This window comes from Clostridium niameyense (assembly GCF_001243045.1).
In the GTDB taxonomy this organism is placed as follows: Bacteria; Bacillota; Clostridia; order Clostridiales; family Clostridiaceae; genus Clostridium_F; species Clostridium_F niameyense.
In genome coordinates this window covers 1,466,119-1,490,096 of record NZ_LN849007.1, presented here as the reverse complement: position 1 = coordinate 1,490,096, position 23,978 = coordinate 1,466,119, and the positions used below count along the sequence as shown (strand labels likewise).

Below are 23,978 nucleotides of genomic sequence, written 5' to 3'. Positions count from 1 at the left end.
TAATGAGATTTGGAATAATAGGAGCTATGGATGAAGAGTTAGGATTATTATTAAAGGAAATGACTATAGAAAAACAAGAAACAAAAGCTAACATGAAATTTAGTTTTGGAATGCTTTGGAATAAAGAAGTAGTTGCTGTAAGATGTGGTATAGGTAAAGTTAATGCTGCAGTATGTGCTCAAATACTTATAGATGATTTTAAGGTGAATAGAATTATAAATGTAGGTATTGCTGGAGGAGTTCATGAAAATGTGCTTCCAGGAGATGTAGTTATAGCAGATAACTTGATTCAACATGACATGGATACATCAGCTTTTGGAGATCCCATAGGACAAATACCAAGATTAGATACTTTTGATTTTAAATGTGATGAAGATTTAGTATCTGTTGCTAAAAAGGTATGTGAAGATACATCAGATTATAAATGTTTAATAGGAAGAATAGTTACAGGAGACCAATTTATAGGTGATGTAGAAAAAGTTAAATGGCTTCATAGTAAATTTAAAGCTTTAGCTTGTGAAATGGAAGGCGGAAGTATAGCACAAGTTTGTTATCTTAATAGTATACCATTTGTAGTTATACGTTCTATATCAGATAATGCAAGCATTGGAGCACATATGGAATATGAAAAATTTATGGATATTGCTATTAAAAATTCTTCAAACATATTAAAAGGAATGCTTTTAAATTGTTAGAGGTAACATAAAAAATTTGTAGGTGATTAATTTAATGGAAAAATTATTAGTAGATAAAAAAAGTGGAGATAATATAAAAGTTAAAGTAAAAGATGTAGTTATAGGACATAAGGAAAAAGTCATAATATCTGGGCCATGTGCTATAGAAAATGAAGATACTATGATGAAAATAGGTGAAGGATTAAAGGATGCAGGAGTACATATATTAAGAGGTGGGGCTTTTAAGCCTAGAACTTCCCCTTATTCTTTTCAGGGACTTCAATTTGAAGGAATTAAAATTTTAAAGTCTGTAGGAGATAAATTCAATATGCCTATAGTTAGTGAAATTATGGATGCTAGGGATTTAGAAAAAGCTTATGACTATATAGATATGATACAAATAGGTTCAAGAAATATGTATAACTATACTCTTTTAAAAGAAGTAGGAAAAACTAAAAAGCCTGTGCTTTTAAAAAGAGGAATGAGTGCTACATTATCTGAGTGGATGTATGCAGCAGAGTACATATTAAGTGAAGGAAATGCTAATGTAGTGCTTTGTGAAAGAGGAATAAGAACCTTTGAAAGCTATACTAGAAATACTTTAGATATAAACAGTGTATCAGTAATTAAAGATAAATATAGGTTACCTATTATAGTAGATCCAAGTCATGCTACTGGTTTTAGAGAGTATGTAAAACCTATGGCTTTAGCGTCTATTGTAGCAGGTGCAGATGGTCTTATTATAGAAAGCCATATAGAGCCAGACAAATCAGTATCTGATGCAAGGCAAACTGTAAGCATAGAAGAGATGAGAAGTATAATCCATAAAGTAAAAAAATTAACTAATATATTTGATGGAAATTAAAAGAATTGGGGAGTTAAATAGTGGATCTGTTAGTAAAGGCAATAAAAAACAATTTACAAGGTATATTTAAAATGCCTGGAGATAAATCTATTGCACATAGATCTCTTATAATAGGAGCATTACCAAAGGGAAGTTATAGAGTATATAATTTCCCTAATAATTTAGATTGTAATTCTACATTAAAATGTATGGAGAAATTAGGAATTAAGATAAAAAAACATAGAGATATACTTAGCGTTACATCACCAGGATATGACAATCTTAATAAAAATCCAAAAGTTTTAGATGCAGGAAATTCAGGAACTACTGTAAGGCTTTTATCTGGAGTTTTATCAGGGGCTTCAATCAAGGCAAAATTTATTGGAGATGATTCTTTAAAAAAGAGACCTATGGCAAGAATTATTAATCCTTTAACCCAAATGGGAGCCTCAATAAAAAGTAATAATAACTTTATTCCTTTAGAATTTTTAGAGCATGAAGGATTAGAAGCTATAGAATATATAATGGAAGTGCCATCAGCTCAAGTAAAATCTTGTATTTTATTAGCTTCACTAAAGGCAAAAGGTAAAACTAAAATAATAGAAAAACAATTTACAAGAGACCATACTGAGAGAATGCTTAAATATCTAGGTGCTTTTATAGATGTGAAAGAAAATGTCATTACTATAGAAAAATCTAAGATTAAAAGTAAAGATATATATGTGCCTGGAGACATATCTTCTGCAGCTTTTTTAATTTGTGCAGCTTTAATTTATGAAGACTCTAATATAAAAATAGAAAATGTGTTATTAAATGAAAAAAGATGTGGATTTATACAAGTATTAAAATCTATGGGTGCTAATATAAAAATAGAAATAAAACATATTTTAAATGGTGAAGAAATTGGAGATGTCTATGTTAAAAGTAGTAATTTAAAAGCTATCAAAGTAGACAAGGATATAATACCTAATATAATAGATGAAATACCAGTATTATCAGTAGTTGCAAGTTTTAGTGAAGGTATTACTACCTTTGAATCTGTAGATGAATTAAAGTATAAAGAATGTGATAGAATAGCTGCAATACTTGATAATTTAAAAGCATGCGATGTAAATTGTAAATATGAAAATTCAAGCTTGATTATAGAAGGTAATAAAAATTATATAAATAAAACAATAAAGATAAAAACATTTAATGACCATAGAATAGCATTAGCTTTTTTAGTTTTATCATTAAAAAATAAAGAAAATACTATTATTGAAAATTTTAATTGCACAGAAATATCTTTTAAGAATGTTTTAGATTATTTTCCTATAGAATATGAAAAATTAAATTGATGTTTATATATTAAATTTTAGGTAAGTGTTAAATTTTAAAACTAAAAACTTCTTTTTACTTAGTATAGAATAAATAAAAAAAATATAGTTAAAATATGATTAAGAAAAAAAATTCTATGTACAGTGAAAGGAGTTTATAATGAATAGTAATAAATTACACCATTTTAAAAATAAACTTATATCAGAAAAAAATAATGTGTATAACTTGCTTGAAGAAATGGAAGAAAACGAAACTATAGACTCTAATTCAGCTATGAGTAGAGAACTTTCTCAATATGATAATCATCCATCAGATACGGCTACGGAACTTTTTGATAAAGAAAAGGGATTAACTCTTAAAGGAAATGAAATTTCCTTATTAAAACAAATAGAAGAGTCCATTGAGGATATAAACCGTGGAGAATATGGTACATGTAGAAGATGTGGAAAGGACATTTCAGAACATAGATTGGAAATTGTGCCTTATGCTAAATATTGTATTGAATGTCAAAATGAATTAAGCAGTAGAAAACAAGAAGAACGTTATAATAGACCAATTGAGGAGAAGGTATTAGGATATCCTTTTGGTTATGGATTTAATGATAACACAAATAAAGTAGAATTTGATGCAGAGGATAGTTATCAAGATGTAGAGCTTTTCAATAGACTTGAAAATATAGATGAATATTATTATGAAGATTCGGATGACGGTTATGTAGAACCGGTAGAAAGAATAAGTAATAATTATTATAAAAATCAATTACCAGATTAAAATGTTTTAGGAAGGCAGGGGGGTTCTTTGGAATTTTTAATTTTTATTTTTGGAGTTATTTTAGATAGAGTAACTAAGATATGGGCATTGAATAAATTGTACTCAGGAGAAGAAATAGTTGTAATAAAAGATTTTTTTAGTTTTTCTTATCTAGAAAATAGGGGAGCAGCTTTTGGAATACTACAAAATAAAATAATTTTTTTAGTAATAATAACTTTAATAGTGATTTTGGGTATATTATATTTTCTAATAAAGTACAAGCCAAAATCTAAGGTTCTTAGAATTTCACTTGCACTAATTATAAGTGGTGCCATAGGTAATCTTATAGATAGAGTATTTTATAATTTTGTAGTTGATTTTATATTGTTGCATTATAAGGATATTTATTATTACCCTACTTTTAATGTGGCAGACATGTTAGTGGTAGTTGGAACAACATTATTGGCAATATATCTAATAAAGGAAGATTAGTTTATGGAAAAAGATATTTTTATAATAGATAAAGAATTTGAAAAAGAAAGATTAGATGTGTATTTGTCTCATACATATGAAGAAAAATCACGATCTTATATTCAAAAAATAATAAACGATAAAAATGTTTTAGTCAATGGTAAAGTTAAAAAAAATAATTATAAACTGAGAGAAAAAGATGAGGTAGAGGTAAATATACCAGAGCCTAAATCATTACAAATACAACCTGAAGATATACATTTAGATATAGTCTATGAAGATAAGGATGTTATACTTGTAAATAAGGCCCAAGGGATGGTAGTGCATCCAGCATCAGGATTATATTCAGGTACTTTAGTTAATGCCCTTTTATATCATTGCAAAGATTTATCTGGCATAAATGGAGTAACAAGACCCGGTATAGTTCATAGAATTGATAAGGATACTTCGGGAATATTAATAGTGGCTAAAAACGATAAATCTCATAATAATTTAGCAGAACAATTTAAGGAGCACTCTATAAATAGAGTATATATAGCATTAGTTGAGGGAATAATAAAAAATGAGTCGGGAATTGTCGATGCACCAATAGGAAGACACCCTGTAGAAAGAATAAAAATGGCAGTAGTAAATGGAGGAAAGCATGCAGTAACTCATTATGAAGTTATAAAAAGATTTAAAAATAATACTCTTATAAAGTGCAAGTTAGAAACTGGAAGAACTCATCAAATAAGAGTTCATATGGCCCATATATTGCATCCCTTAGTGGGAGATCCGGTATATGGTTATAAAAAACAAAGATTTAATTTAAAAGGACAAATGCTTCACGCAAAAACTTTAGGATTTGTTCATCCTTCTACTAAAGAATATATAGAATTTAGTAGTAATTTACCTGATTATTTTAGTAATGTAGTTAATGTTTTAGAAAATGAATTAAAATAATATATTATATAAGTATGAAAAAACGAAAGATAAATTAGTGTATTGAAAAACAAAGGATAAAATTATTAAAAAACAAAAGATAAATTAATTAAAGAACAAAAGAAGAAATAAATTTAAATTAAGTTTTATAATATATTAGTTTTAAAATTTAAAAAAGCTTAATTTGATAAGAATTATAGAAGTTTATTAATTAATATATAAAAATAATGTTGATTTTAGTTTCTATTTGTTTTATAATATATTAAAATAAAGTACCTTTAAAATGATCCTGTGAGGTCATAAGGCGTTAATAAATATTGTATAAGTTAGAAAATAGTAACGTCTTTGTCTTTACGGATAAAGACGTTTTTTAGTGTTAAGAAGGAGGAATTTAGGTGGAACTTAAAGCAGTTATATTGGATGCTAAGGGCATAAAGAGAACTTTTACAAGAATTGCGCATGAAATAATAGAAAAAAATAAAGGTATAGAAGATGTAGTGCTTGTGGGAATAAAAAGAAGAGGATATCCCTTAGCGGAGAGAATAGCTAAGGCTATTGAAAATATAGAAGAACAAAAAGTTCCAGTAGGATCTTTAGATATAACTTTATATAGAGATGATTTATCAGCTATAACAGATCAACCAGTTTTAAAAAGCTTAGACCTTGATATGGACATTACAGGTAAAAAAATAATTTTAGTAGATGATGTAATTTACACAGGAAGAACTGTAAGAGCTGCTTTAGATGCTATAATTCATCATGGAAGACCTTCAAGTATTCAATTAGCTGTGCTAGTAGATAGGGGACATAGAGAACTTCCTATAAGACCAGATTATGTAGGGAAAAATATACCTACTTCTAGAAGTGAACTTGTGTCTGTAGAATTTGAAGAAATTGATAAAGAAGACTCAATTAAAATATTTAAAAAATAAGATTTTAAAAGATCTTTTAAAATAGTCCCGTGAGACTATAAAAGGAGGAATTATTATGAAAAATTATGTAGATGTAGATGAAAGATTACCTATTTTAAAAACAATACCTTTAAGTTTTCAACACTTATTTGCCATGGTGGGAGCTACTATTTTGGTACCAATGCTTACAGGTATGAGTCCATCAATAGCATTATTTTGTAGTGGTGTGGGCACACTTTTGTATGCCCTTTGTACTAAAGCAAAACTTCCAGCATATCTTGGATCCTCTTTTGCATTTATAGGTCCTATGACAGTAGCTTCAGCAGCTTATGGACCAAGTTCCATGTTATCAGGCATTATAGCAGCAGGTTTAGTTTATGTTATAGTAGCTGGTATAATAAGTTTTACAGGAACAGATTGGTTAAATAAGATCTTACCTCCAGTAGTAGTAGGATCTGTTGTAATAGTAATAGGACTTGGCTTAGCTGGAGTTGCTATAAACTGGGCAGGACTTAATTCAAATTTCATGGTAGATTCCATGAAGAGCGTACCGAGATGGGCGTGGATAGCAGTTTCTATCATTACTCTTGGAACAGCTGTAATTGGAACTATGTATTTTAAAGGATTTTTAGGAGTTATACCAATACTTATAGCTATGATAGTTGGATATGCATCAGCTTTATGTTTAGGAGTAGTTTCCCAAGAAAGTTTAACTAAAATAGCTAATGCAAAACTGTTTCAATTGCCACCTTTCATGGCTCCAACTTTTAATATAAATGCTATAATGCTTATGGCTCCAGTAGCTTTTGTAACGCTAGCGGAACATATAGGACATGTATATGTAACAAATAATGTAGTAGGAAAAGATTTTACTAAAGACCCAGGACTTCACAGATCTATATTAGGAGATGGTGTTGCAACTATATTTGCAGGTTTTGCAGGTGGCCCTCCAAACACAACTTATGGAGAAAATGTAGGAGTTATGGCTATAACAAGGGTTTATAGTGTATGGGTAATTTTAGGAGCAGCTGTTATTGCTATAATACTTTCCTTTATAGGACCAGTAGCAACAATAATAGAAACTATACCAATGCCGGTTATGGGTGGAGTAAGTATACTTTTATTTGGTATTATAGCGTCTTCAGGATTCAGAGTGTTTGTAGAAGATAAGGTAGATTTTAGTAAAAAGAGAAATTTAATTATATCTTCTGTAATTATAGTTTTAGGAATTGGAGGAGCGGCTATAAAGTTCAAGCTTGCAGGTTCAGAAGTGGAGATAGCAGGGGTAGCTTTGGCTACATTAGTAGGAATAATCTTAAATTTAGTTCTACCAGAACAAAGCAAGACTGAGGGAGATAAAAGCGACGAAGGTGAAAATACTGATGAGTTAGATGAAATTATAGAAACGGCTTTATAAGTTATTTAAGATACAGTTTATACTAAGACTTTACAAATAAAAAATCTTAGTGTGAACTGTTCTTTTTTAAAAGCTATAAAAATAGTTTTTAATTTGATTTTGTGTATTTATTGAAATGGTTAATGAAATAATCTGGAGTGTCTTAACAAAATAAATGATATAATTATATTGTAATATTAATTGATAGAGGTGATATTATGAGAATTTATTCATGGAATGTAAATGGATTAAGAGCTGTAGCTAAAAAGAATTTTTTTAGTTGGATAGAAGAAGAAAAACCAGATGTATTGTGTATACAAGAAACTAAAATACAAAATCATCAATTAGAAGAAAATTTAAAAAATATTAATGGTTATTACTCTTATTTTAGCTTTGCAGAAAAAAAAGGGTATAGTGGGGTGGCAACTTATACAAAAGAAAAACCAATTACTGTGCATCATGGTATAGGAATAGAAAAGTTTGATTCAGAAGGAAGAATACTTATAACAGAATTTAAAGAGTTTATTTTATTTAATATATATTTTCCTAATGGTCAAAAAAATGAAGAAAGATTGCAGTATAAATTAGACTTTTATAAGGCCCTATTTGACTATTGTAATACATTGGTTACTGAAGGTAAAAAATTAATTATATGTGGAGATTATAATATAGCACATAATGAAATAGACCTTAAAAATCCTAAAGCTAATGAAAATACTTCAGGTTTTTTAAGAATTGAAAGAGACTGGATAGATAACATAATAAAACTAGGATATGTAGATACATTTAGGTATACTCATCCAGATGAAATTAAATACTCATGGTGGAGTTATAGGTTTAAAGCTAGGGAAAGAAATGCTGGATGGAGAATTGATTATCATTTTATTTCAAATAATTTTTTAAATAAAATTAAGAAAACAGAAATATTAAATGAAGTATATGGTTCAGATCATTGCCCTATAATGTTAGAATTACAATAATTATAAATTAATTTAAAATTTATATAGACTAGTAGTTATATAGACTAAACTATGTATTTTTATTAAAAGAGAATTGTTTTTATTTTAGGTTTTAGTAAATATTTTTTAACAAGATTATAAAAAATATGATATTATATAAAAAGCTGAGTTTATAGTAATATAAAAATAGGAGATGAAAGCATGGAATATACATTAATTGCTACAGCAACTTTTGGACTAGAAAAGGTAGTAGCTGATGAATTAAAAGAATTAGGTTATGACGATTTAAAAATAGAGAATGGAAAAGTTACGTTTGTTGGAGACGAGAGGGATATAGTTACTTGTAATATGTGGCTTAGAACTGCTGATAGGGTTTTAATTAAAATGGCAGAATTTAAAGCAGAAAGTTTTGAAGAACTTTTTCAAGGAACACTAGAAGTCGAGTGGGGAAAGTATATATCAGAAGATGGATTTATGCATGTTACGGGAAAATCCGTTAAATCTAAACTGTTCAGTGTACCAGATTGTCAATCTATAGTAAAAAAAGCTGTCATTGAGGCTATGAAAAGAGAATATAGCATGACATGGTTTGCTGAGGATGGTCCAGAGTATAAAATAGAGGTAGGGATTTTAAAGGATATAGTAACGTTAACTTTGGATACATCAGGAGCTGGTCTACATAAAAGAGGCTATAGAGAAAAGGCTGGAGAAGCACCACTTAAAGAAACTTTAGCTGCGGCTTTAGTTCTTTTAAGTAAATGGGATAATACTAGAATTTTGGCAGATCCTATGTGCGGCTCTGGAACAATTCTTATAGAAGCAGCTTTAATAGGTAAAAATATAGCACCAGGCTTAAATAGAAGTTTTGCAGCAGAACAATGGGATATAATACCTTTAAATATGTGGGAGGAAGTAAGAAAACATGCTAGAAACTGTATAAATAAAGATGAATTCAGATTATTAGGTTCTGATATTAATGGGAGAATACTACAAACAGCTAGAAGTAATGCTGAAAAGGCAGGAGTAGATGAATATATTGCTTTTCAGAAAATGCCTATGGAAGAATTCAGGTCTAAAAAGAAGTATGGATTTATAATAACTAATCCACCTTATGGAGAAAGATTGAGTAATTCTAAAGAGGTAGAAAAATTATATAAAAATATGGGAGAAGTTTATTCAAACTTAACTGATTGGTCTTATTTTGCATTAACTTCTTATGAAGATTTTGAGAAATTTTTTGGGAGAAAATCCGACAAAAATAGAAAGTTATATAATGGAAGACTAAAATGTTATTACTATCAATATTTTGGAATGGAACCTCCAAAAAAATATTATGAAAAATAAATTAATATGGATGGGGAGTTGAATATTGTGAAAAAATTTATAAAAGTTTTATTAATTATAATTGTGGCTCTTGGAGTTGCAGGAACTATATTTTTTAATAAGCTTACAGCAGGAAAAGATTATACTCCAGATGTATCTATTAAAAATACGGATATGTTAGATAACTTAAAGAATATAGAGTTAAAAAAGGGTGTTGTAACTGTTCCAGTATCTGATGTTAATGAAATGTTAAAAGTATATTTTCAAGAACAGAAAAATGTAGGTGGCATAAGAATAAAAGCATTAAAACTTAAAAGTGTTAATGATAAGGTTAATATAACAGTACCTTTTAATTACAAAGGAATGGACTTATTACTAACATCACAAGGTGATGTTTCTGTAAAAGGGGATAAAATAGCTTATTCTATGGAAAATCTTAAAGTTGGAAAAATATCTATGCCTAAAGATTATATTTTAAATAGAATTAAACAGTCTAATATAAAAAATATAACAGTTGAGGGAAATGAAATTCTTATGGATAGCCAAATTGCACACCCTTTAAAAATCAAAAGCATAAAATTAGATAACGATAAATTTATAATCAAAGTCTTATAAATTATTAAAAATTCACCTTTTTATAAAGGTGAATTTTTAATATAAATGTATTTTTTATATTTATTTCATAAGTCAAAGTTCTATCTTTAATTTAAAATTTTGTCAGTATTTTATCTAGTGAAAATATATATAATACTAATGATAAATCTTATAAATTTAAGGAGTGAAAATAATATGAAACCAAAAGAAAAAAGAGAATGGACAAAAGAAAACTATTTAGCAAATGGACATAAAACCCAAAATCAATGGGCTAAAAATAAGTTAAATACTACAATAGAAGAACCAGGTAAAAATGAAAGTGCAATAATAGCAGAAGAAAAAGGGTATAGATAAGAATTTTATAATAATTAAATAATGAATTTAAGGGGTGTATAATTTTATATACACTCCTTTTAAGTATAATTTATGATAAAACTAAGACTCAGCAGTTTCTTTTATCAAAACAAAATGAAATTATATATATATTGATGTATAATAATAAAAGCAAGGCTTAAGCCTTGTTTTTATAAATAAATTTTAGCGATGGTGAGATTATGAGTAGATTAATATTGGCGGAAAAACCTTCTGTAGCTAGAAATATTGCACAGGCCTTAGGCTGTAAAAATAAAAGGGAAGGTTATTTAGAAGGAAATGGTTATATAGTTACTTGGGCATTTGGTCATCTTCTACAACTATATGATGCAAAAGACTATGATGAAAGCATGAAAGGATGGAAAATGGAGAAATTTCCATTTATACCTGAAGACTTTAAATATAAAATCAAACCAGATAATAGAAATAAAAACATTGAAGATAAGGGAGCAGCCAAACAATTAAATGTAATAAAGAGACTTATAGAAAGAGAGGATATTGAATCAATAATATCTGCAACTGACTATGATAGGGAAGGTCAAGTTATATCAGATGAGCTTTTTAACTATTATAATGTTAAAAAGCCTATATATAGGATTTTACTAAATGAATGGACAGAAGTAGAAGTAAAAAAGGGTATGAAAAAATTAAAACTGAATTCAGAAATGCAATCCCTTCAAGATGCAGGCATAGGAAGACAAATTGCAGATTGGATTATTGGTATAAATTTAACTTCTGTTGCAACTTTAAGATATGGATTTGAAGATGGACAAATAATAAATATAGGAAGAGTATTACTTCCAACACTTAAAATTATATATGATAGAGATAAAGAAATAGAAAATTTTAAAGAAACAAGTTATTATAAATTTATTGAAAATTTTAAGACAAAAAATAACATCGAGTTTGAAACCATGTATTATGAAAAAAATGAAAAGTTTGAGAGTAAGGAATATTTAGATGAAATAAAGAAAGCTATAAAGGGTAAAGAGGGAAAAATAGTTAATAAGGAAGTGGAGAAAAGAAGAGAATATCCATCACCGCTTTTTAACCTTTCTAATTTACAAGGATATATTACAAGCAAATATAAAGGGTGGACTTCAGATAAGGTTTTAAAAGTTGCTCAATCTCTTTATGAAAAGAAATTTATAACTTATCCTAGAACAGGAAGTATAGCTTTAGAAGAAAGCATAGTAGATAGGGCTAGGAATGTACTTGAAAAAATAAAAGTTGGATTGCCTTATGAGAAACAAATTAAGTTTGTCAAATCAAAAAGAGTTTTTGATAATTCTAAGGTAGAAAGTCATAGTGCTATAATCCCTACCTATGTGATACCTTCTAAATTAACTTCTGATGAAAGAGCAGTTTATGAAGCTGTTAAAAATAGATTTGTAATGCAATTTATGCCTGTTGCTGAATTTGAGGAAACTAAAATAACAATAAAGGTTAGCCATGAAAAGGCTAAAGGCGAGTTTAGAGGTAAAGGTAGGGTTCAATTAGTTGAAGGATGGAGAGTTGTTGAAAAAATAGAAAGTAAAGATACTATACTACCTCTTGTAAAAAAAGAAGAACTATTAGATGTTACAGATGGTAAGGTAAATAAAGTTACAAAGAAACCACCAAAACATCATACCGAGAAAACACTTCTTAGATTTATGGAAACTTGTGGTAAGAACTTTAAAAATAAAAAGGATAATGATGAAGAAAGTGAAGAAAATACAGAAGAAATGATGAAAGCTATACTTAGTGGATTTAGTATAGGAACTCCAGCAACAAGAGCAGAAACTATAAAAAAACTTCACGACATAGGTTATGTAAAAAATACGGGGAAAAGTTTAATATGTACAGATCTTGGCAGAACAATAATCGAGGTGTTTCCAGCAAAAGAACTTTTAGATTTAGAATATACAGGGAGGTTAGAAAAAACTCTTTCTGATATTGAAAAAGGAAAGTTTGAGAAAGAAGAATTCCTAAAGCTTATTTCTAATTTTACAAAGGAAGCAGTACATAAAATAAAAAATGATACATCCTTGCTTCATAAATTTAAAGTAGAAGTGCCAGAAGGAGTAGAAGAGATAGGGAAGTGCCCTATATGTGGTAATTCAGTGGTAGAAGGAACTAGGGGATTTGGATGTGTAAATTGGAAGAATGGTTGCAAATATACTATTTGGAAAGATGATAAATATATAAGTTCCTTTGGAAAAAAAGTATCAAAAGAAATGGTTAGGCTTCTTTTAAAGAATGGAAAGGTTGGGTTTAGAAATTTAAAAAGTAAAAAGGGAAATACCTTTAGTGCTTACTTTAAATATGAGTTGGATGAAAAAACAGGATATCTAAAGTGGAAAATGGAGTTTATAAATTAAAATTTTCATTGCTAATATTAAGAGGGAAGTTAAAAACCTCTTAATATTTTTTTATTACACATATAAACAACAGGGGTAAATTTCATCCCTGTTTTTCTATACTTATTAAATGTTTTATAAATCAATATATTATAAAAAGATTATCTAATATATAAATAAAATAATTTTTTAGAATGAGTATAAGTTTAAAGGTTTTTTAATATTGGAAGAATGTATCTATTGATAAATTAATAATAAAAACCTGGATATGTTTATTATTTTAATAAAAAATAAGTTGACTTAATGATAGAATTCAAGTAAAATATAATAAATAATTGATAAATTGTTTATAGGTGTAAAAAACAAAATGCAATTTGATATATTTATTTTAAGATTATTAAATTAATAAATGGTTCTGTTAATTAATTATGAAAATACAGTTTTAAAAATCACAGAATTACTATATACTAAGGAGAGAATGATATGATAGAATTTAAAGATAATTTAATTGTACCTAAAGATTATGAATCTTTATTAGGACTTAAGGATACGGAAATTGCTATAAAAAGCGTAAAAGATTTTTTTGAAAAGACTTTAGCAGAAAAATTAAATCTTACAAGAGTATCAGCTCCTTTATTTGTAAGAAAAAAGACAGGTATGAATGATAATTTAAATGGCGTGGAAAGGCCTGTAGCTTTTGATATGAAAGATTTACAAGATGAGATGATAGAAATTGTACATTCTTTAGCTAAGTGGAAAAGAATGGCTCTATATAGATATGGATTTAATGTAGGAGAAGGTTTATATACAGATATGAATGCTATAAGAAGAGATGAGGATTTAGATAACCTTCATTCCATATATGTGGATCAATGGGATTGGGAAAAAGTAATAAAATTTGAAGATAGAAATAAGGAGACCTTAAAGGATACTGTTAATAAAATATATGCTGCATTTAAAGATACAGAAAAATATATTTGTGAAAAATACGAAATTTTCAATGAAATATTACCTGAAAAAATATATTTTATAACTTCTCAAGAGCTTGAAGATATGTATCCAAATTTAACTTCTAAGGAAAGAGAAAATGCTATAACAAAGGATAAAGGTGCCGTATTTTTGATGGAAATAGGGTCCGTATTAAAATCAGGAGAAAAACATGATGGAAGAGCACCAGACTATGATGACTGGACTCTAAATGGAGATATATTATTTTGGAACCCAATACTTGAAAGAGCTTTTGAACTTTCATCTATGGGAATTAGAGTAGATAAAAAAGCGCTAGAAAAGCAACTAAAAATATCAGGTTGTGAAGATAGAAAAGATTTAGAATTTCATAAGTTACTTCTACAAGGTAAATTACCATATACTATTGGAGGAGGAATTGGACAATCAAGAATATGTATGTATTTCCTAAGAAAGGCTCATATAGGAGAAGTACAAGCATCCATTTGGCCAGACAAAATGATAGAGGATTGTGAAAAGGCAAAAATGCATTTATTATAATAATATTATAAAAGATTTGGGGACAATCACCTTTAAGGAATTGTCCCTAAATTTTTAATCACATATAGCGTTTTCTACCTTATCAAAGCCTACTCTTTCAATCATTTTAGCAAGTCTTTCTCCAGGGTTTGCCATATCACTATACACATGGAAAATTTTCTCTACTAAGCTTGGTATTTCTTCTTCTTTATATAATCTATTTAATCTATTACCCATTCTATATTCTCTTCCAAAACGTCCACCTAAGAATACAGCTAAACCTTTTTCTTTAACAGTCATAGCTTCAAAAGGACAGACAGTAGCACATTTTCCGCAACTTACACATAAATCTTTATTGTATATTAGTTTATTATCTTTTTTAATTACAGCTTTCTGTCTACAGGTTTTAGTACATATACCGCAAGATTTACACTTTTCTTCATTAAATTCTACATAAGCTTGACCCATTATACCAATGTCATTAATAGAAGCTTTTGCACAATTGTTTGGGCATCCTACTAGTGTTATTTTAAATTTTGATGGCAGTTCATATCCGAAATATTTATCATGTAGTTCAGAGCATAATTTTTGGGTATCATATAAACCATGAGGACAGACAGTTCCTTTACAAGAAACTAAAGGTCTAACTTTTTTTCCGGTCCCACCATGAGACATACCATTGGATATAATCTCATTTTTTACAGCAGGTATATCTTCATATTTTATCCAAGGAATTTCTATAGTTAATCTAGTAGTTACTCCAAGATATCCTCTACCATAATTATCTGCTATTTCAGATAATTTTATAAGTTGTTCAGAAGTGAAGTTTCCAGCTCTACTTAATACCCTTACAGAAAAAAAACCTTCATGTTTTTGGGCTAAGAAACCTTCACCTTTTAGTTTTGTAATGTCTTCTGCTTTTATCATAAAATCAGTTAGCTTAAATGCTTTAAAATTAATTATTTTTATACAATTAAGCTAATCTTCACCTGCCTTTCATTATATGTTTATTTAAAGTATGTTTATAATAACTAAATAGGTCGAAATAAAGAGAATATTACTTATATTCTTAATTCTATAATAAATAAAGAGAATAATAAAATAGTTATTTAATTATATTAACCATAAGTATTTAGTTATATAAATAAAAATATAATATTTATAAGGCTAATTTTATAATACAAAATTAGCTATAAATTAATCTAAATATATTAAAAACAATCTAGATTATATATATTTAAAAGATAAATTTATTATGATATACTTAAAAAGTAATAACTATAGTAAATCCATAAATCTATTAGTCATAAATTTTTATATCTAATAGGACTGGTTCGAGAACTCCCAGGATAAAAAACCAAGGATTTATTTAGCTTACTATAGCTGTATCCTTAGGTACGGCTTTTTTTGTTTATAAATTAAAAGCTGTACATAGTGTTCTCCAATATAATAATAAAGGAGATAAGGAATATGGAAAAAGTTATTTTGATTAAGGTATTTGTTTATAAGGAGGGAAGATATTATGAATAAGGTCTCTTCTTATAAAGTAAGTGCTGTTGGATTAGGAGTAGCATTGAATGTTATAGGTACACTTATAGCTTATAGTTTGAAAATTCCTATTCTTATGGATTCTTTAGGAACTATAATGATTTCATCCTTAATAGGACCTATTTATGGTGCGGCCACAGGAATATTAAGCTCTTTAGTAAGTGGGGTAACTTTTGATATATATTCATTATATTTTGCTCCAGTCCAAATTTTTGTAGCATTACTATCAGCTATAATTTTTAAAAAAGGATATATGAAAGGAAAGAAAAGATTCTTAGGTGTTTTTTTAATTTCTATAGTTTCAGCTTTTACAGGAGCTGTTATTGCAGCTTTTATTTTTGGAGGAATTACATCTTCTAGTTCTTCTTATATAGTAATATTATTGTATAATTTAGGGCTTAATAAGGTTTTAAGTGTATTTACAGTTCAATTTTTAATAGATTACGTAGATAGATTTTTATCAGTGTCATTAGTAGTACCTGTAGTAAATGCACTTCCAACTACACTAAAACAAAAGCTTATAAAAGAGTTATAGTAAATATAAACTAAGGAGTAATAAGATGAATAGATATAGTGTTATAGAAAGTAAATTTAAGAGAGAAATAGTTCTTTTAAAAGGATTTCCTTGTGTTTGGGGAAAATGTACCTTTTGTGATTATATATTAGATAATTCAACTTCAGAAGAGGAGATAAATAAAATTAATTTTCAAGTATTAAAAAATATAACAGGAAAGTATAAAGTTTTAGAGGTTATTAATTCTGGCAGTTGTTTTGAACTTCCTAAGAAAACCTTAGAAAGAATTAAAGAGATTATAGAGGAAAAATCTATAGAAGTTTTATTTTTAGAAAGCCATTGGTGCTATAAAGGTAAAATAAAGGAAATGAGAGAATACTTTAAGATTCCTATAATATTTAAAATAGGGGTAGAGACTTTTGATTATAAATTTAGAAATGAGTTTTTAAATAAAAATGCAAAATTTAAAACCGTAGAAGAATTAAAACAATATTTTGATTCACCATGTATTATGGTAGGTATAAAGGGGCAGAGTAAAAAGCAAATAGATGAAGATATTAATATAGTTTTGAATAATTTTAATCATGCCACTATAAATGTATTTGTAGAAAATAGTACATCCCTTGAAAGAGATGAGGAGTTAGTAAATTGGTTTAAGGAAAAATATAGTTTTTTAAATGAAAACTCTAATATAGAAGTATTATATAACAATACGGATTTTGGAGTAGGGGATTAAAAATAAGACTAGCTAAAATAAGATTTTGGCTAGTCTTATTTTTAAGAAAAATTAATATAAATTTAAGTAGAGGATTAATAATTATTGGTTTAAAAATAATATTGATTGATATATACTAAGGTTAACAATACAATTTATTCGAATTTTATAAAAGGGGATACATATTATGTATAAGGATAAGGAAATATCTGAAAATATAAAAGATAAGTATAGTGAGATTATTAAAATAATAGAAAAGTTTTGTAATAAATATTTCAATGAACAATATAATAAACTTTGTAAAAAATTATGTTCAGTATTATGTGAAGAAAATCCATCTATTATTTTAAATTCTAAAAGTAATTTATGTGCATGTTCTATAGTATATGTTTTAGGTGTGATAAATTCATTATTTAACGGTACAGAATGTATAAAACTAGAAGATTTATATAGAATATTTGATGTAGATAATAGTGAAGTTTTATATAAATCTAATGAAATTAGAGACTTTATAAAAGATAAATATTCTTATAGTCAGTGGAATTTAAAAACTGATTTAAAGCAAAAGGTTATATGCTTTGATGAGGCTAAAAAGCAACGTAGAGAAGAAAGAGAAAATTTAAAAATAGCTCAAAATATAATTCATAAAGCTTGGGGTATGGAAACACACGAAAATAGAATAGAATTAGCAAGAGAAGCTTTAGATATATCTAAAAAATGTGTAGAGGCATATATTTTACTTGCAGCAGAGGATGATATTAAAAATGAAGAGAGAGAGAAGTTATTAGAAGAGGCATTAATAGTAGCTAAAAATATAATAGGAAAAAGAAACTTTGAAAAATGCAAAGGCAAGTTCTGGAAAATGTATGAAACAAGACCATATATGATGGCAAAGTTTGAATTAGCTTATTTACTATGGAATATGGGTGAGAGAGAAAAAGCTATAGAGCATTTAAAAGAAATGTTAAATCTTAATCCAGATGATAATCAAGGAGTAAGAACAGTATTAGTAAAGTGGTTAATTATTCAAGATGACGATAGATGTGCAGAAAAGATATTAGAACGTTATAAAGAAGATTATTTTGCAAGTGTAATTTATAATAAAGCTTTATTAAATTTTAAAATGGGAAAAATACATAAAGCAAATTTAATATTAGAGGAAGCCATAGAGGCAAATCCTTATGTACCAGATTATATAATAGGAAATAAAAAAGTTTCAGAATTTTTACCAATCTATGTAGGTATAGGAGATGAAAGAGAAGCTATGTTTTATGCTTATGAGTGTTTAAGTATATGGGAAAAGGTAGATGGAGCTATAAAATGGCTTGAAGGTTTTAAAGAGTAACAGGACTTAAATCTATAGAAGCTATATAAGATTTAAAGGAAATAATAACATTTATGTAGAAAATAATGATATATGGAATAATAGATTATTATAAATTCATAGTATGGATTGAATTATAAAAAATGAAGGAGAAGATTTAATATGAAAAAAGTAATATTACTAAGTGGAAGTCCTAATGCTGAAGGAAATAGTATACAAATACTTAATGAATGTGCAAAGGTTATTAAGGAAAATGGAGTTGAAGCTGAAGTAGTTTCAATTGCAGGAATGAATTTAATAGATACAATGAATTCTACTGAAGACTCTGATGATGGATTTGAAACAATAATTAAAAAGATTAAAGACGCTCAAGGTCTTATTGTAGCATCACCAGTTTATTGGGGAACAGCAAGAGCTGAGGTTATGACTGCCCTTCAAAAAATTGCTATGGCATCAAAAAAACAAGGGAATTTCTTATCAAGAATGGTAGGGGGACCAATAGCTGTTGCAAGACGTGGAGGACACACATCTACAATTCAAGAAATGATGATGTTTTATCTTATAAATGATATGATTGTTCCAGGATCAACTTATTGGAACATAGTTTTTGGAAAAGAATCTGGAGATGCTCTAAAGGATGAAGAGGGAATGAAAACTGTTAAAAGATTTTCAGAAAACGTAGCGTATCTAGTAGAAGTTATGGAATAAAAATTACCTTATTGTGGTATATAAATTTCCTAATAAACCTATGAACTATTAATAATTAATGCTATAATATCATTGTAAGTAGCAATAAATACGTATCTTAGTAACCTTTATATAAATAATGTTCGTGTTTATATTGCAAAACAAATAGTAGGGGATGGTCTTAAATGAACAAAAATTTAAAAAAGGAATGTGGCAATGTAGTAAGAACAATAGGTACTACAGTTAGAGGTGTAAGAGCTCCTATTGTAAAACAGGGAGATGACTTAATTAATATAGTAGTAGAATCAGTATTAAGGTCTGCTGAAAATGAGAAATTTTCAATTAATGATAAAGATGTAATAGGAGTAACAGAATCTTTAGTTGCAAGAGCACAAGGAAATTACGCTTCTGTAGAGGATATAGCTTCAGATGCTAACAAAAAATTTCAAGGAGATTTTGCTGTAGTTTTTCCAATATTAAGTAGAAATAGATTTTCTTTAATATTAAAAGGCCTTGCTATGACAGGAAAAAAGATATATTTAATTTTAAATTATCCAAGTGATGAGGTTGGTAATCACTTAATGGATGTTGATAAAATGGATGAAGCTGAAATAAATCCATTTACAGATGTTTTAACAGAAAAAAGATATAGAGAAATATTTGGTGAAAAAGTTTCACATCCATTTACAGGAATAGATTATGTACAAATGTATAAGGATATTGCTATAAATGATAACATTGAAGTGATTTTAGCTAATGATCCAAGAGTAGCATTAAAATATACCAAGGAAGTATTAGTTGCTAATATTCATGAGAGAAATAGAACTAAGAGATTACTTAAAAAAGCAGGGGCTAAATCTGTATATGGTTTAGATGAAATTTTAAATAATTCTATAAATGGAAGCGGATTTAATAAGGACTATGGAGTTTTGGGTTCTAATTTAGCCACAGATACTAAATTAAAATTGTTCCCAAGGGATTGTGAAAAAATGGTACAATCTATTCAAAAGAAGATGAAAGATAAAACTGGAAAAAATGTTGAGGTAATGATTTATGGTGATGGGGCTTTTAAAGACCCAGTGGGCAAAATATGGGAACTTGCAGATCCAGTAGTATCACCAGGATATACCGAAGGACTTAGAGGTACTCCTAATGAAATTAAATTAAAATATATTGCAGATAATGAGCTTAGTAATTTAAGTGGTGAGGATATAGCAGAAGCTATGAAAAAGAAAATATTAGATAAATCCAAGGAAAAAACCTCTGAAGGAGAGAAATTAGGTACAACTCCAAGACAAATTACAGATCTTTTAGGAAGTTTATGTGATTTAACTAGTGGCAGCGGAGACAAAGGAACACCAATAGTATTAATACAAGGATATTTTGATAATTATTCAGTAGAGTAGCAGATATGCTACTCTTTTAATGTAAATTATAATAGATTAAATATTGAAAGTTATGGTTATAACCAATATAATATATGTAGTAATTAGTTGTTAATTTGTAAAATATTATCTAAATAAATGGTTTTATTTTATATAAAGGGGGAAGTGGATTTATGGGTATAGGTAAAAAAAATATATTATTAATTGATGATGTTGCTAGCGTTAGAAGCTTTATAAAAACCATTTTAGAAGAAAAAAATTATAAAGTATATGAAGCCTGCGATGGACAAGAAGGAATTGAAGAATATAAGAAAATTGGCAATATAGATTTAATAATAACAGATATATATATGCCTAGAAAAAGTGGATTAGAACTTATAGTAGAATTAGGTAGAGAGTATAGTGATGTAAAAACTATTGTACTTACAGATGGGGGAAAAGATAATTTTTTAAATGAATCGGGAGTTTGCGAAGCACTTGGAGCATCATATTTTATAAGAAAAGAAATGGTTAAGAATAAGTTGATTCAATTAGTTGAAAAAGTATTATCTTAGTTGAATGTTGAAAATTAAATGAATATTATAATTGTAAGCTTAAAATAAGGTACCACTTAAATTCTGTGATACCTTATTTTTTTAATATTTAACATTAGTCATAAAAAGTCCATGGGCAGGAGCTGCAGAACCTGCTTTAAATCTATCCTTAGATTTAAGTGCCTTTTCTATATCTAAAGGAGATAGATTATGTAAGCCAACTTCAATTAAAGTGCCTGTTAATATTCTTACCATTTTATATAAAAAGCCATTACCTTTATAAACAATAGAAATATTTCCTTCACTATTAGTTATATCTATACTGTATATATTTCTTACAGTAGATTTCTTTTTAGATTTTAAGGCAGTAAAAGCTTTAAAATCATGTTCTCCTATTAAATAAGTAGAAGCTTCTTTTATAGCATCTATATCTAATTTTTCTGGAAGATTATAATTATATTTCCTAGAGAATAAATCATAAAACTTTTTGTTGCAAATATAATAAGTATATTCTTTTTCTTTAACATGATATCTAGAATGAAAGTCTTCATCTACATTAAAAGCTTCATATACAAGAATATCTTTAGGCATATATTTAAGGCAATAATCTAAAATATAATCTATAGAACCTTCAAAATTTGTATGAAAATTGATTACTTGCATTTTAGCATGAACCCCAGCATCTGTTCTGCCAGAACTTATAACATGTATATCTTCTCCAGTCATAAGAGAGAGAATTTGTTCGATTTTACCTTGAATTGTATTATTGTTATCTTTTAATATTTGCCAACCTTTATATTTAGAACCATCATATTGTATATGCATTTTTATGTTACGCATTAAATCACTCCTTATATAGTATATTGCTATGGTTTATAAAAGATTTATAATAATTATATCAAATATAACTATTATAACTGTAAAACAAGTTTTTTATAAGATGTTAAATTAATAAAATAAATAATAGTATATCTATTGAAGTTATATATATGCTTGAAATTAAAATCAAATAATATATTCTTAATATATTATACTTTTATTCCAGAAAAAATAAAAAAGATTATTAAAAAATAATTTAATAACCTCTTTTATGATAAGTTATTATTTAGTTTCTAAACTAGGTTTGTAAGGATCTATAAATATAGTTTTGTTTGTATAGTATATAACCATACCTGGTTTAGCTCCGTTAGGTTTATGCACATTTTTAACTTCCGTATAATCTATAGCAACTTTAGTAGAATCTTTAGCTTTACTATAATATCCTGCTAAGGCAGCCGCTTCTTCTAAAGTGTTTTCTGGAATATTACGTTGGAAATTTTTAACTATAACGTGAGAACCAGGTATATTTTTAGTATGCATCCATATATCATGTTTATTAGCAAACTTTAAGGTTAAATAATCATTTTGAAAATTGTTTTTACCCACATATATGTCTATATCGTCAGAAGATATAAAGTGCATAGGTTTAGAAGCTTTGATTTTCTTATTATTTTTCTTTTTAAATTTTATATAACCCGTTTCAATTAGTTCTCTTTTTATTTCCTCTATATCTTCATAATTTTCTGCATTTAATATATTAGTTAATACAGAATTTAAATAATCCAATTCTTCATTAGCACCTTTAATTTGCTGTGTAGCAGCTACTTCGGTCTTTTTTAGTTTATTATATTTTTTAAAATATTTTTGTATGTTATCAGAAGAACTTTTATTAGGATCTAAAGCTATATCCAAGTATTCATTATTGTAATAGTTAAAAACATTTATTTTATCCATGCCTAATTTTATATTATAAATATTAGCAGTTAAAAGTTCTCCAAGTATTTTGTAGTTATCTTTTTTATCGCATTCTCTTAAATTGTTTTCTAATATTTTAATTTTTTTAGTGCATCTTTCAATATTTAAATGTATTAATTTTTGAAGATCTGAACTTTTAGAGTTTAATCTATCAGCTTTATCTTTTTCATAATAGAACTCTTCTAAAAGTAAAGAAGGATTTTCATATTGTTTTTTTTCTAAATTGTTAAAACTGTCTAAGGATATACAGTAAAAATCCTTTACTTTATTATGATCTATATATAAAGTAAACAAAAATTCTTTGTTTTTTATAGTCTTAAATACTTTATCTGCAATAGAATATATCTTTTCTAAATTTTCTAAAGTAAAATCTATATTATAAACATTCACTATTCTATAGTAGATTTCTTTAGATATCATGGAGCATACTCCCGTAAAGCTATTAGAAAATATATTCTTATTAAAATTCAAGTTATTTTCTTCTATATATTTTTTAAATTCCTCAAAAGTAAAATCAAAAGGATTTAATTTTGAAGAAGCTGGAGGATATACAAATTCTATACCAGGATAAAGACTTCTTATACTGTTTATCTCAGGTGTTACATGTTTTATACTGTCCATTATTAAGTTATCTCTTTTTCTAACTAAAGTTATATTACTATGACGTCCCATAATTTCTATAACTAAAGTATAAATACTATTAAAACCCATTTCATCAGAACTTTCAAAATCTATAAAAACTACTCTATCAGTACTTAGTTGATATATATTTTTAATCCTAGAAGAATTTAAGTATTTTCTAAGTACCATGCAAAACATAGGGGGCTTTACAGGGTTTTGTTTAGCTATATTAGTAAAATGAATTTTAGGATAAACAGCACTCGCACTTATTAAAAGTTTATAGGTATTTCTATTATTTTTAATAGATAAAATTATTTCATCCTTTTCTGGTTGAGCTACTTTTTCTACTCTACCTTCTAATAATTTGTTTTTTAAATCCTCAATTATACTATATATAAAAACTCCATCTAATGCCATAAATTACCCTCCTTGTAAAAATGTACAATATTGTATATATTTAATATAGGATATTAAATTATAAAAAACTACATTAAACTT

Annotated in this window: 23 protein-coding genes and 1 riboswitch; of the genes, 20 read left to right on the top strand and 3 right to left on the bottom strand. The window is 27.3% G+C overall.

Annotation, left to right across the window (positions count from 1 at the left end):
• Positions 1 to 2: 2 nt before the first annotated feature.
• From BN1711_RS08040 to asnA, 14 genes are all read left to right on the top strand, one after another.
• Positions 3 to 695: a 5'-methylthioadenosine/adenosylhomocysteine nucleosidase gene (locus BN1711_RS08040; RefSeq protein ID WP_050607644.1), complete on the top strand. Its 693-nt coding sequence runs from the start codon at positions 3 to 5 to the stop codon at positions 693 to 695.
• A 34-nt stretch (positions 696 to 729) separates the two neighbouring features.
• On the top strand, positions 730 to 1,539 hold the full coding sequence (aroF, locus tag BN1711_RS08035; RefSeq protein WP_050607643.1) for a 3-deoxy-7-phosphoheptulonate synthase: 810 nt from the start codon (positions 730 to 732) through the stop codon (positions 1,537 to 1,539).
• Positions 1,540 to 1,559: 20 nt separating this feature from the next.
• The gene (aroA, locus tag BN1711_RS08030) at positions 1,560 to 2,855 is read left to right on the top strand and encodes a 3-phosphoshikimate 1-carboxyvinyltransferase (protein WP_050607642.1); all 1,296 of its coding nucleotides are present in this window, start codon (positions 1,560 to 1,562) and stop codon (positions 2,853 to 2,855) included.
• A gap of 139 nt (positions 2,856 to 2,994) precedes the next feature.
• Positions 2,995 to 3,606: a TraR/DksA C4-type zinc finger protein gene (locus BN1711_RS08025; protein ID WP_050607641.1), complete on the top strand. Its 612-nt coding sequence runs from the start codon at positions 2,995 to 2,997 to the stop codon at positions 3,604 to 3,606.
• A gap of 27 nt (positions 3,607 to 3,633) precedes the next feature.
• Entirely contained in the window at positions 3,634 to 4,077 is a 444-nt protein-coding gene (lspA, locus tag BN1711_RS08020; RefSeq protein WP_050607640.1) for a signal peptidase II, read from the top strand.
• A gap of 3 nt (positions 4,078 to 4,080) precedes the next feature.
• Positions 4,081 to 4,998 carry an RluA family pseudouridine synthase gene (locus BN1711_RS08015; protein WP_050607639.1) on the top strand — a complete coding sequence of 306 codons (918 nt, stop codon included), beginning with the start codon at positions 4,081 to 4,083 and terminating at the stop codon, positions 4,996 to 4,998.
• Positions 4,999 to 5,372: 374 nt separating this feature from the next.
• Positions 5,373 to 5,909 (top strand): bifunctional pyr operon transcriptional regulator/uracil phosphoribosyltransferase PyrR, encoded by a 537-nt coding sequence (gene pyrR, locus BN1711_RS08010; RefSeq protein ID WP_050607638.1) that lies wholly within the window; start codon positions 5,373 to 5,375, stop codon positions 5,907 to 5,909.
• Positions 5,910 to 5,964: 55 nt separating this feature from the next.
• The gene (gene uraA, locus BN1711_RS08005) at positions 5,965 to 7,305 is read left to right on the top strand and encodes a uracil permease (protein ID WP_050607637.1); all 1,341 of its coding nucleotides are present in this window, start codon (positions 5,965 to 5,967) and stop codon (positions 7,303 to 7,305) included.
• Between the two features lie 197 nt (positions 7,306 to 7,502).
• On the top strand, positions 7,503 to 8,264 hold the full coding sequence (locus BN1711_RS08000; protein WP_050607636.1) for an exodeoxyribonuclease III: 762 nt from the start codon (positions 7,503 to 7,505) through the stop codon (positions 8,262 to 8,264).
• 180 nt (positions 8,265 to 8,444) lie between these two features.
• Positions 8,445 to 9,587, top strand: a complete 1,143-nt coding sequence (locus tag BN1711_RS07995) for a THUMP domain-containing class I SAM-dependent RNA methyltransferase (RefSeq protein ID WP_050607635.1) — start codon at positions 8,445 to 8,447, stop codon at positions 9,585 to 9,587.
• A gap of 27 nt (positions 9,588 to 9,614) precedes the next feature.
• On the top strand, positions 9,615 to 10,181 hold the full coding sequence (locus BN1711_RS07990; protein ID WP_050607634.1) for a hypothetical protein: 567 nt from the start codon (positions 9,615 to 9,617) through the stop codon (positions 10,179 to 10,181).
• Between the two features lie 174 nt (positions 10,182 to 10,355).
• Positions 10,356 to 10,514 (top strand): hypothetical protein, encoded by a 159-nt coding sequence (locus tag BN1711_RS12425; RefSeq protein ID WP_129582147.1) that lies wholly within the window; start codon positions 10,356 to 10,358, stop codon positions 10,512 to 10,514.
• A 200-nt stretch (positions 10,515 to 10,714) separates the two neighbouring features.
• Positions 10,715 to 12,895, top strand: coding sequence for a type IA DNA topoisomerase (locus BN1711_RS07985; protein WP_050607633.1), 2,181 nt, complete (start codon positions 10,715 to 10,717; stop codon positions 12,893 to 12,895).
• A gap of 462 nt (positions 12,896 to 13,357) precedes the next feature.
• On the top strand, positions 13,358 to 14,380 hold the full coding sequence (gene asnA / locus BN1711_RS07980) for an aspartate--ammonia ligase (RefSeq protein ID WP_050607632.1): 1,023 nt from the start codon (positions 13,358 to 13,360) through the stop codon (positions 14,378 to 14,380).
• 54 nt (positions 14,381 to 14,434) lie between these two features.
• On the opposite strand, the gene BN1711_RS07975 is transcribed toward asnA, so the two are convergent.
• Positions 14,435 to 15,286 carry a 4Fe-4S binding protein gene (locus BN1711_RS07975; protein WP_050607631.1) on the bottom strand — a complete coding sequence of 284 codons (852 nt, stop codon included), beginning with the start codon at positions 15,284 to 15,286 and terminating at the stop codon, positions 14,435 to 14,437.
• Positions 15,287 to 15,682: 396 nt separating this feature from the next.
• Positions 15,683 to 15,726, top strand: a riboswitch (PreQ1 riboswitch).
• Positions 15,727 to 15,881: 155 nt separating this feature from the next.
• On the opposite strand from BN1711_RS07975, the gene BN1711_RS07970 reads away from it, so the two are divergent.
• The 6 genes from BN1711_RS07970 (at position 15,882) to BN1711_RS07945 (ending at position 21,086) form a co-directional block, all read left to right on the top strand.
• A complete protein-coding gene (locus BN1711_RS07970) occupies positions 15,882 to 16,442 on the top strand; it encodes an ECF transporter S component (protein WP_050607630.1) in 561 nt (186 codons plus the stop codon).
• 25 nt (positions 16,443 to 16,467) lie between these two features.
• Complete coding sequence (locus tag BN1711_RS07965; RefSeq protein ID WP_050607629.1) at positions 16,468 to 17,157, top strand: radical SAM protein; 690 nt, start codon at positions 16,468 to 16,470, stop codon at positions 17,155 to 17,157.
• 166 nt (positions 17,158 to 17,323) lie between these two features.
• A complete protein-coding gene (locus BN1711_RS07960) occupies positions 17,324 to 18,481 on the top strand; it encodes a DUF6398 domain-containing protein (RefSeq protein ID WP_050607628.1) in 1,158 nt (385 codons plus the stop codon).
• Positions 18,482 to 18,622: 141 nt separating this feature from the next.
• Positions 18,623 to 19,168 (top strand): flavodoxin family protein, encoded by a 546-nt coding sequence (locus BN1711_RS07955; protein WP_050607627.1) that lies wholly within the window; start codon positions 18,623 to 18,625, stop codon positions 19,166 to 19,168.
• Positions 19,169 to 19,332: 164 nt separating this feature from the next.
• Positions 19,333 to 20,553, top strand: a complete 1,221-nt coding sequence (locus BN1711_RS07950; protein ID WP_050607626.1) for a coenzyme F420-0:L-glutamate ligase — start codon at positions 19,333 to 19,335, stop codon at positions 20,551 to 20,553.
• 152 nt (positions 20,554 to 20,705) lie between these two features.
• On the top strand, positions 20,706 to 21,086 hold the full coding sequence (locus tag BN1711_RS07945) for a response regulator (RefSeq protein WP_050607625.1): 381 nt from the start codon (positions 20,706 to 20,708) through the stop codon (positions 21,084 to 21,086).
• Positions 21,087 to 21,167: 81 nt separating this feature from the next.
• On the opposite strand, the gene truA is transcribed toward BN1711_RS07945, so the two are convergent.
• The gene (gene truA / locus BN1711_RS07940; protein ID WP_050607624.1) at positions 21,168 to 21,905 is read right to left on the bottom strand and encodes a tRNA pseudouridine(38-40) synthase TruA; all 738 of its coding nucleotides are present in this window, start codon (positions 21,903 to 21,905) and stop codon (positions 21,168 to 21,170) included.
• Between the two features lie 261 nt (positions 21,906 to 22,166).
• Positions 22,167 to 23,897: an Rqc2 family fibronectin-binding protein gene (locus tag BN1711_RS07935; RefSeq protein ID WP_050607623.1), complete on the bottom strand. Its 1,731-nt coding sequence runs from the start codon at positions 23,895 to 23,897 to the stop codon at positions 22,167 to 22,169.
• Positions 23,898 to 23,978: the final 81 nt, after the last annotated feature.

Excerpts from the sequence above, each read along its gene's own strand:
- BN1711_RS08040 (WP_050607644.1), top strand. The coding sequence starts at position 3 with ATGAGATTTGGAATAATAGGAGCTATGGATGAAGAGTTAGGATTATTA.
- aroF (WP_050607643.1), top strand. The coding sequence starts at position 730 with ATGGAAAAATTATTAGTAGATAAAAAAAGTGGAGATAATATAAAAGTT.
- BN1711_RS08025 (WP_050607641.1), top strand. The coding sequence starts at position 2,995 with ATGAATAGTAATAAATTACACCATTTTAAAAATAAACTTATATCAGAA.
- BN1711_RS08015 (WP_050607639.1), top strand. The coding sequence starts at position 4,081 with ATGGAAAAAGATATTTTTATAATAGATAAAGAATTTGAAAAAGAAAGA.
- uraA (WP_050607637.1), top strand. The coding sequence starts at position 5,965 with ATGAAAAATTATGTAGATGTAGATGAAAGATTACCTATTTTAAAAACA.
- BN1711_RS08000 (WP_050607636.1), top strand. The coding sequence starts at position 7,503 with ATGAGAATTTATTCATGGAATGTAAATGGATTAAGAGCTGTAGCTAAA.
- BN1711_RS07995 (WP_050607635.1), top strand. The coding sequence starts at position 8,445 with ATGGAATATACATTAATTGCTACAGCAACTTTTGGACTAGAAAAGGTA.
- BN1711_RS12425 (WP_129582147.1), top strand. The coding sequence starts at position 10,356 with ATGAAACCAAAAGAAAAAAGAGAATGGACAAAAGAAAACTATTTAGCA.
- BN1711_RS07985 (WP_050607633.1), top strand. The coding sequence starts at position 10,715 with ATGAGTAGATTAATATTGGCGGAAAAACCTTCTGTAGCTAGAAATATT.
- asnA (WP_050607632.1), top strand. The coding sequence starts at position 13,358 with ATGATAGAATTTAAAGATAATTTAATTGTACCTAAAGATTATGAATCT.
- BN1711_RS07975 (WP_050607631.1), bottom strand. The coding sequence starts at position 15,286 with ATGATAAAAGCAGAAGACATTACAAAACTAAAAGGTGAAGGTTTCTTA.
- BN1711_RS07970 (WP_050607630.1), top strand. The coding sequence starts at position 15,882 with ATGAATAAGGTCTCTTCTTATAAAGTAAGTGCTGTTGGATTAGGAGTA.
- BN1711_RS07965 (WP_050607629.1), top strand. The coding sequence starts at position 16,468 with ATGAATAGATATAGTGTTATAGAAAGTAAATTTAAGAGAGAAATAGTT.
- BN1711_RS07960 (WP_050607628.1), top strand. The coding sequence starts at position 17,324 with ATGTATAAGGATAAGGAAATATCTGAAAATATAAAAGATAAGTATAGT.
- BN1711_RS07955 (WP_050607627.1), top strand. The coding sequence starts at position 18,623 with ATGAAAAAAGTAATATTACTAAGTGGAAGTCCTAATGCTGAAGGAAAT.
- BN1711_RS07950 (WP_050607626.1), top strand. The coding sequence starts at position 19,333 with ATGAACAAAAATTTAAAAAAGGAATGTGGCAATGTAGTAAGAACAATA.
- BN1711_RS07945 (WP_050607625.1), top strand. The coding sequence starts at position 20,706 with ATGGGTATAGGTAAAAAAAATATATTATTAATTGATGATGTTGCTAGC.
- truA (WP_050607624.1), bottom strand. The coding sequence starts at position 21,905 with ATGCGTAACATAAAAATGCATATACAATATGATGGTTCTAAATATAAA.
- BN1711_RS07935 (WP_050607623.1), bottom strand. The coding sequence starts at position 23,897 with ATGGCATTAGATGGAGTTTTTATATATAGTATAATTGAGGATTTAAAA.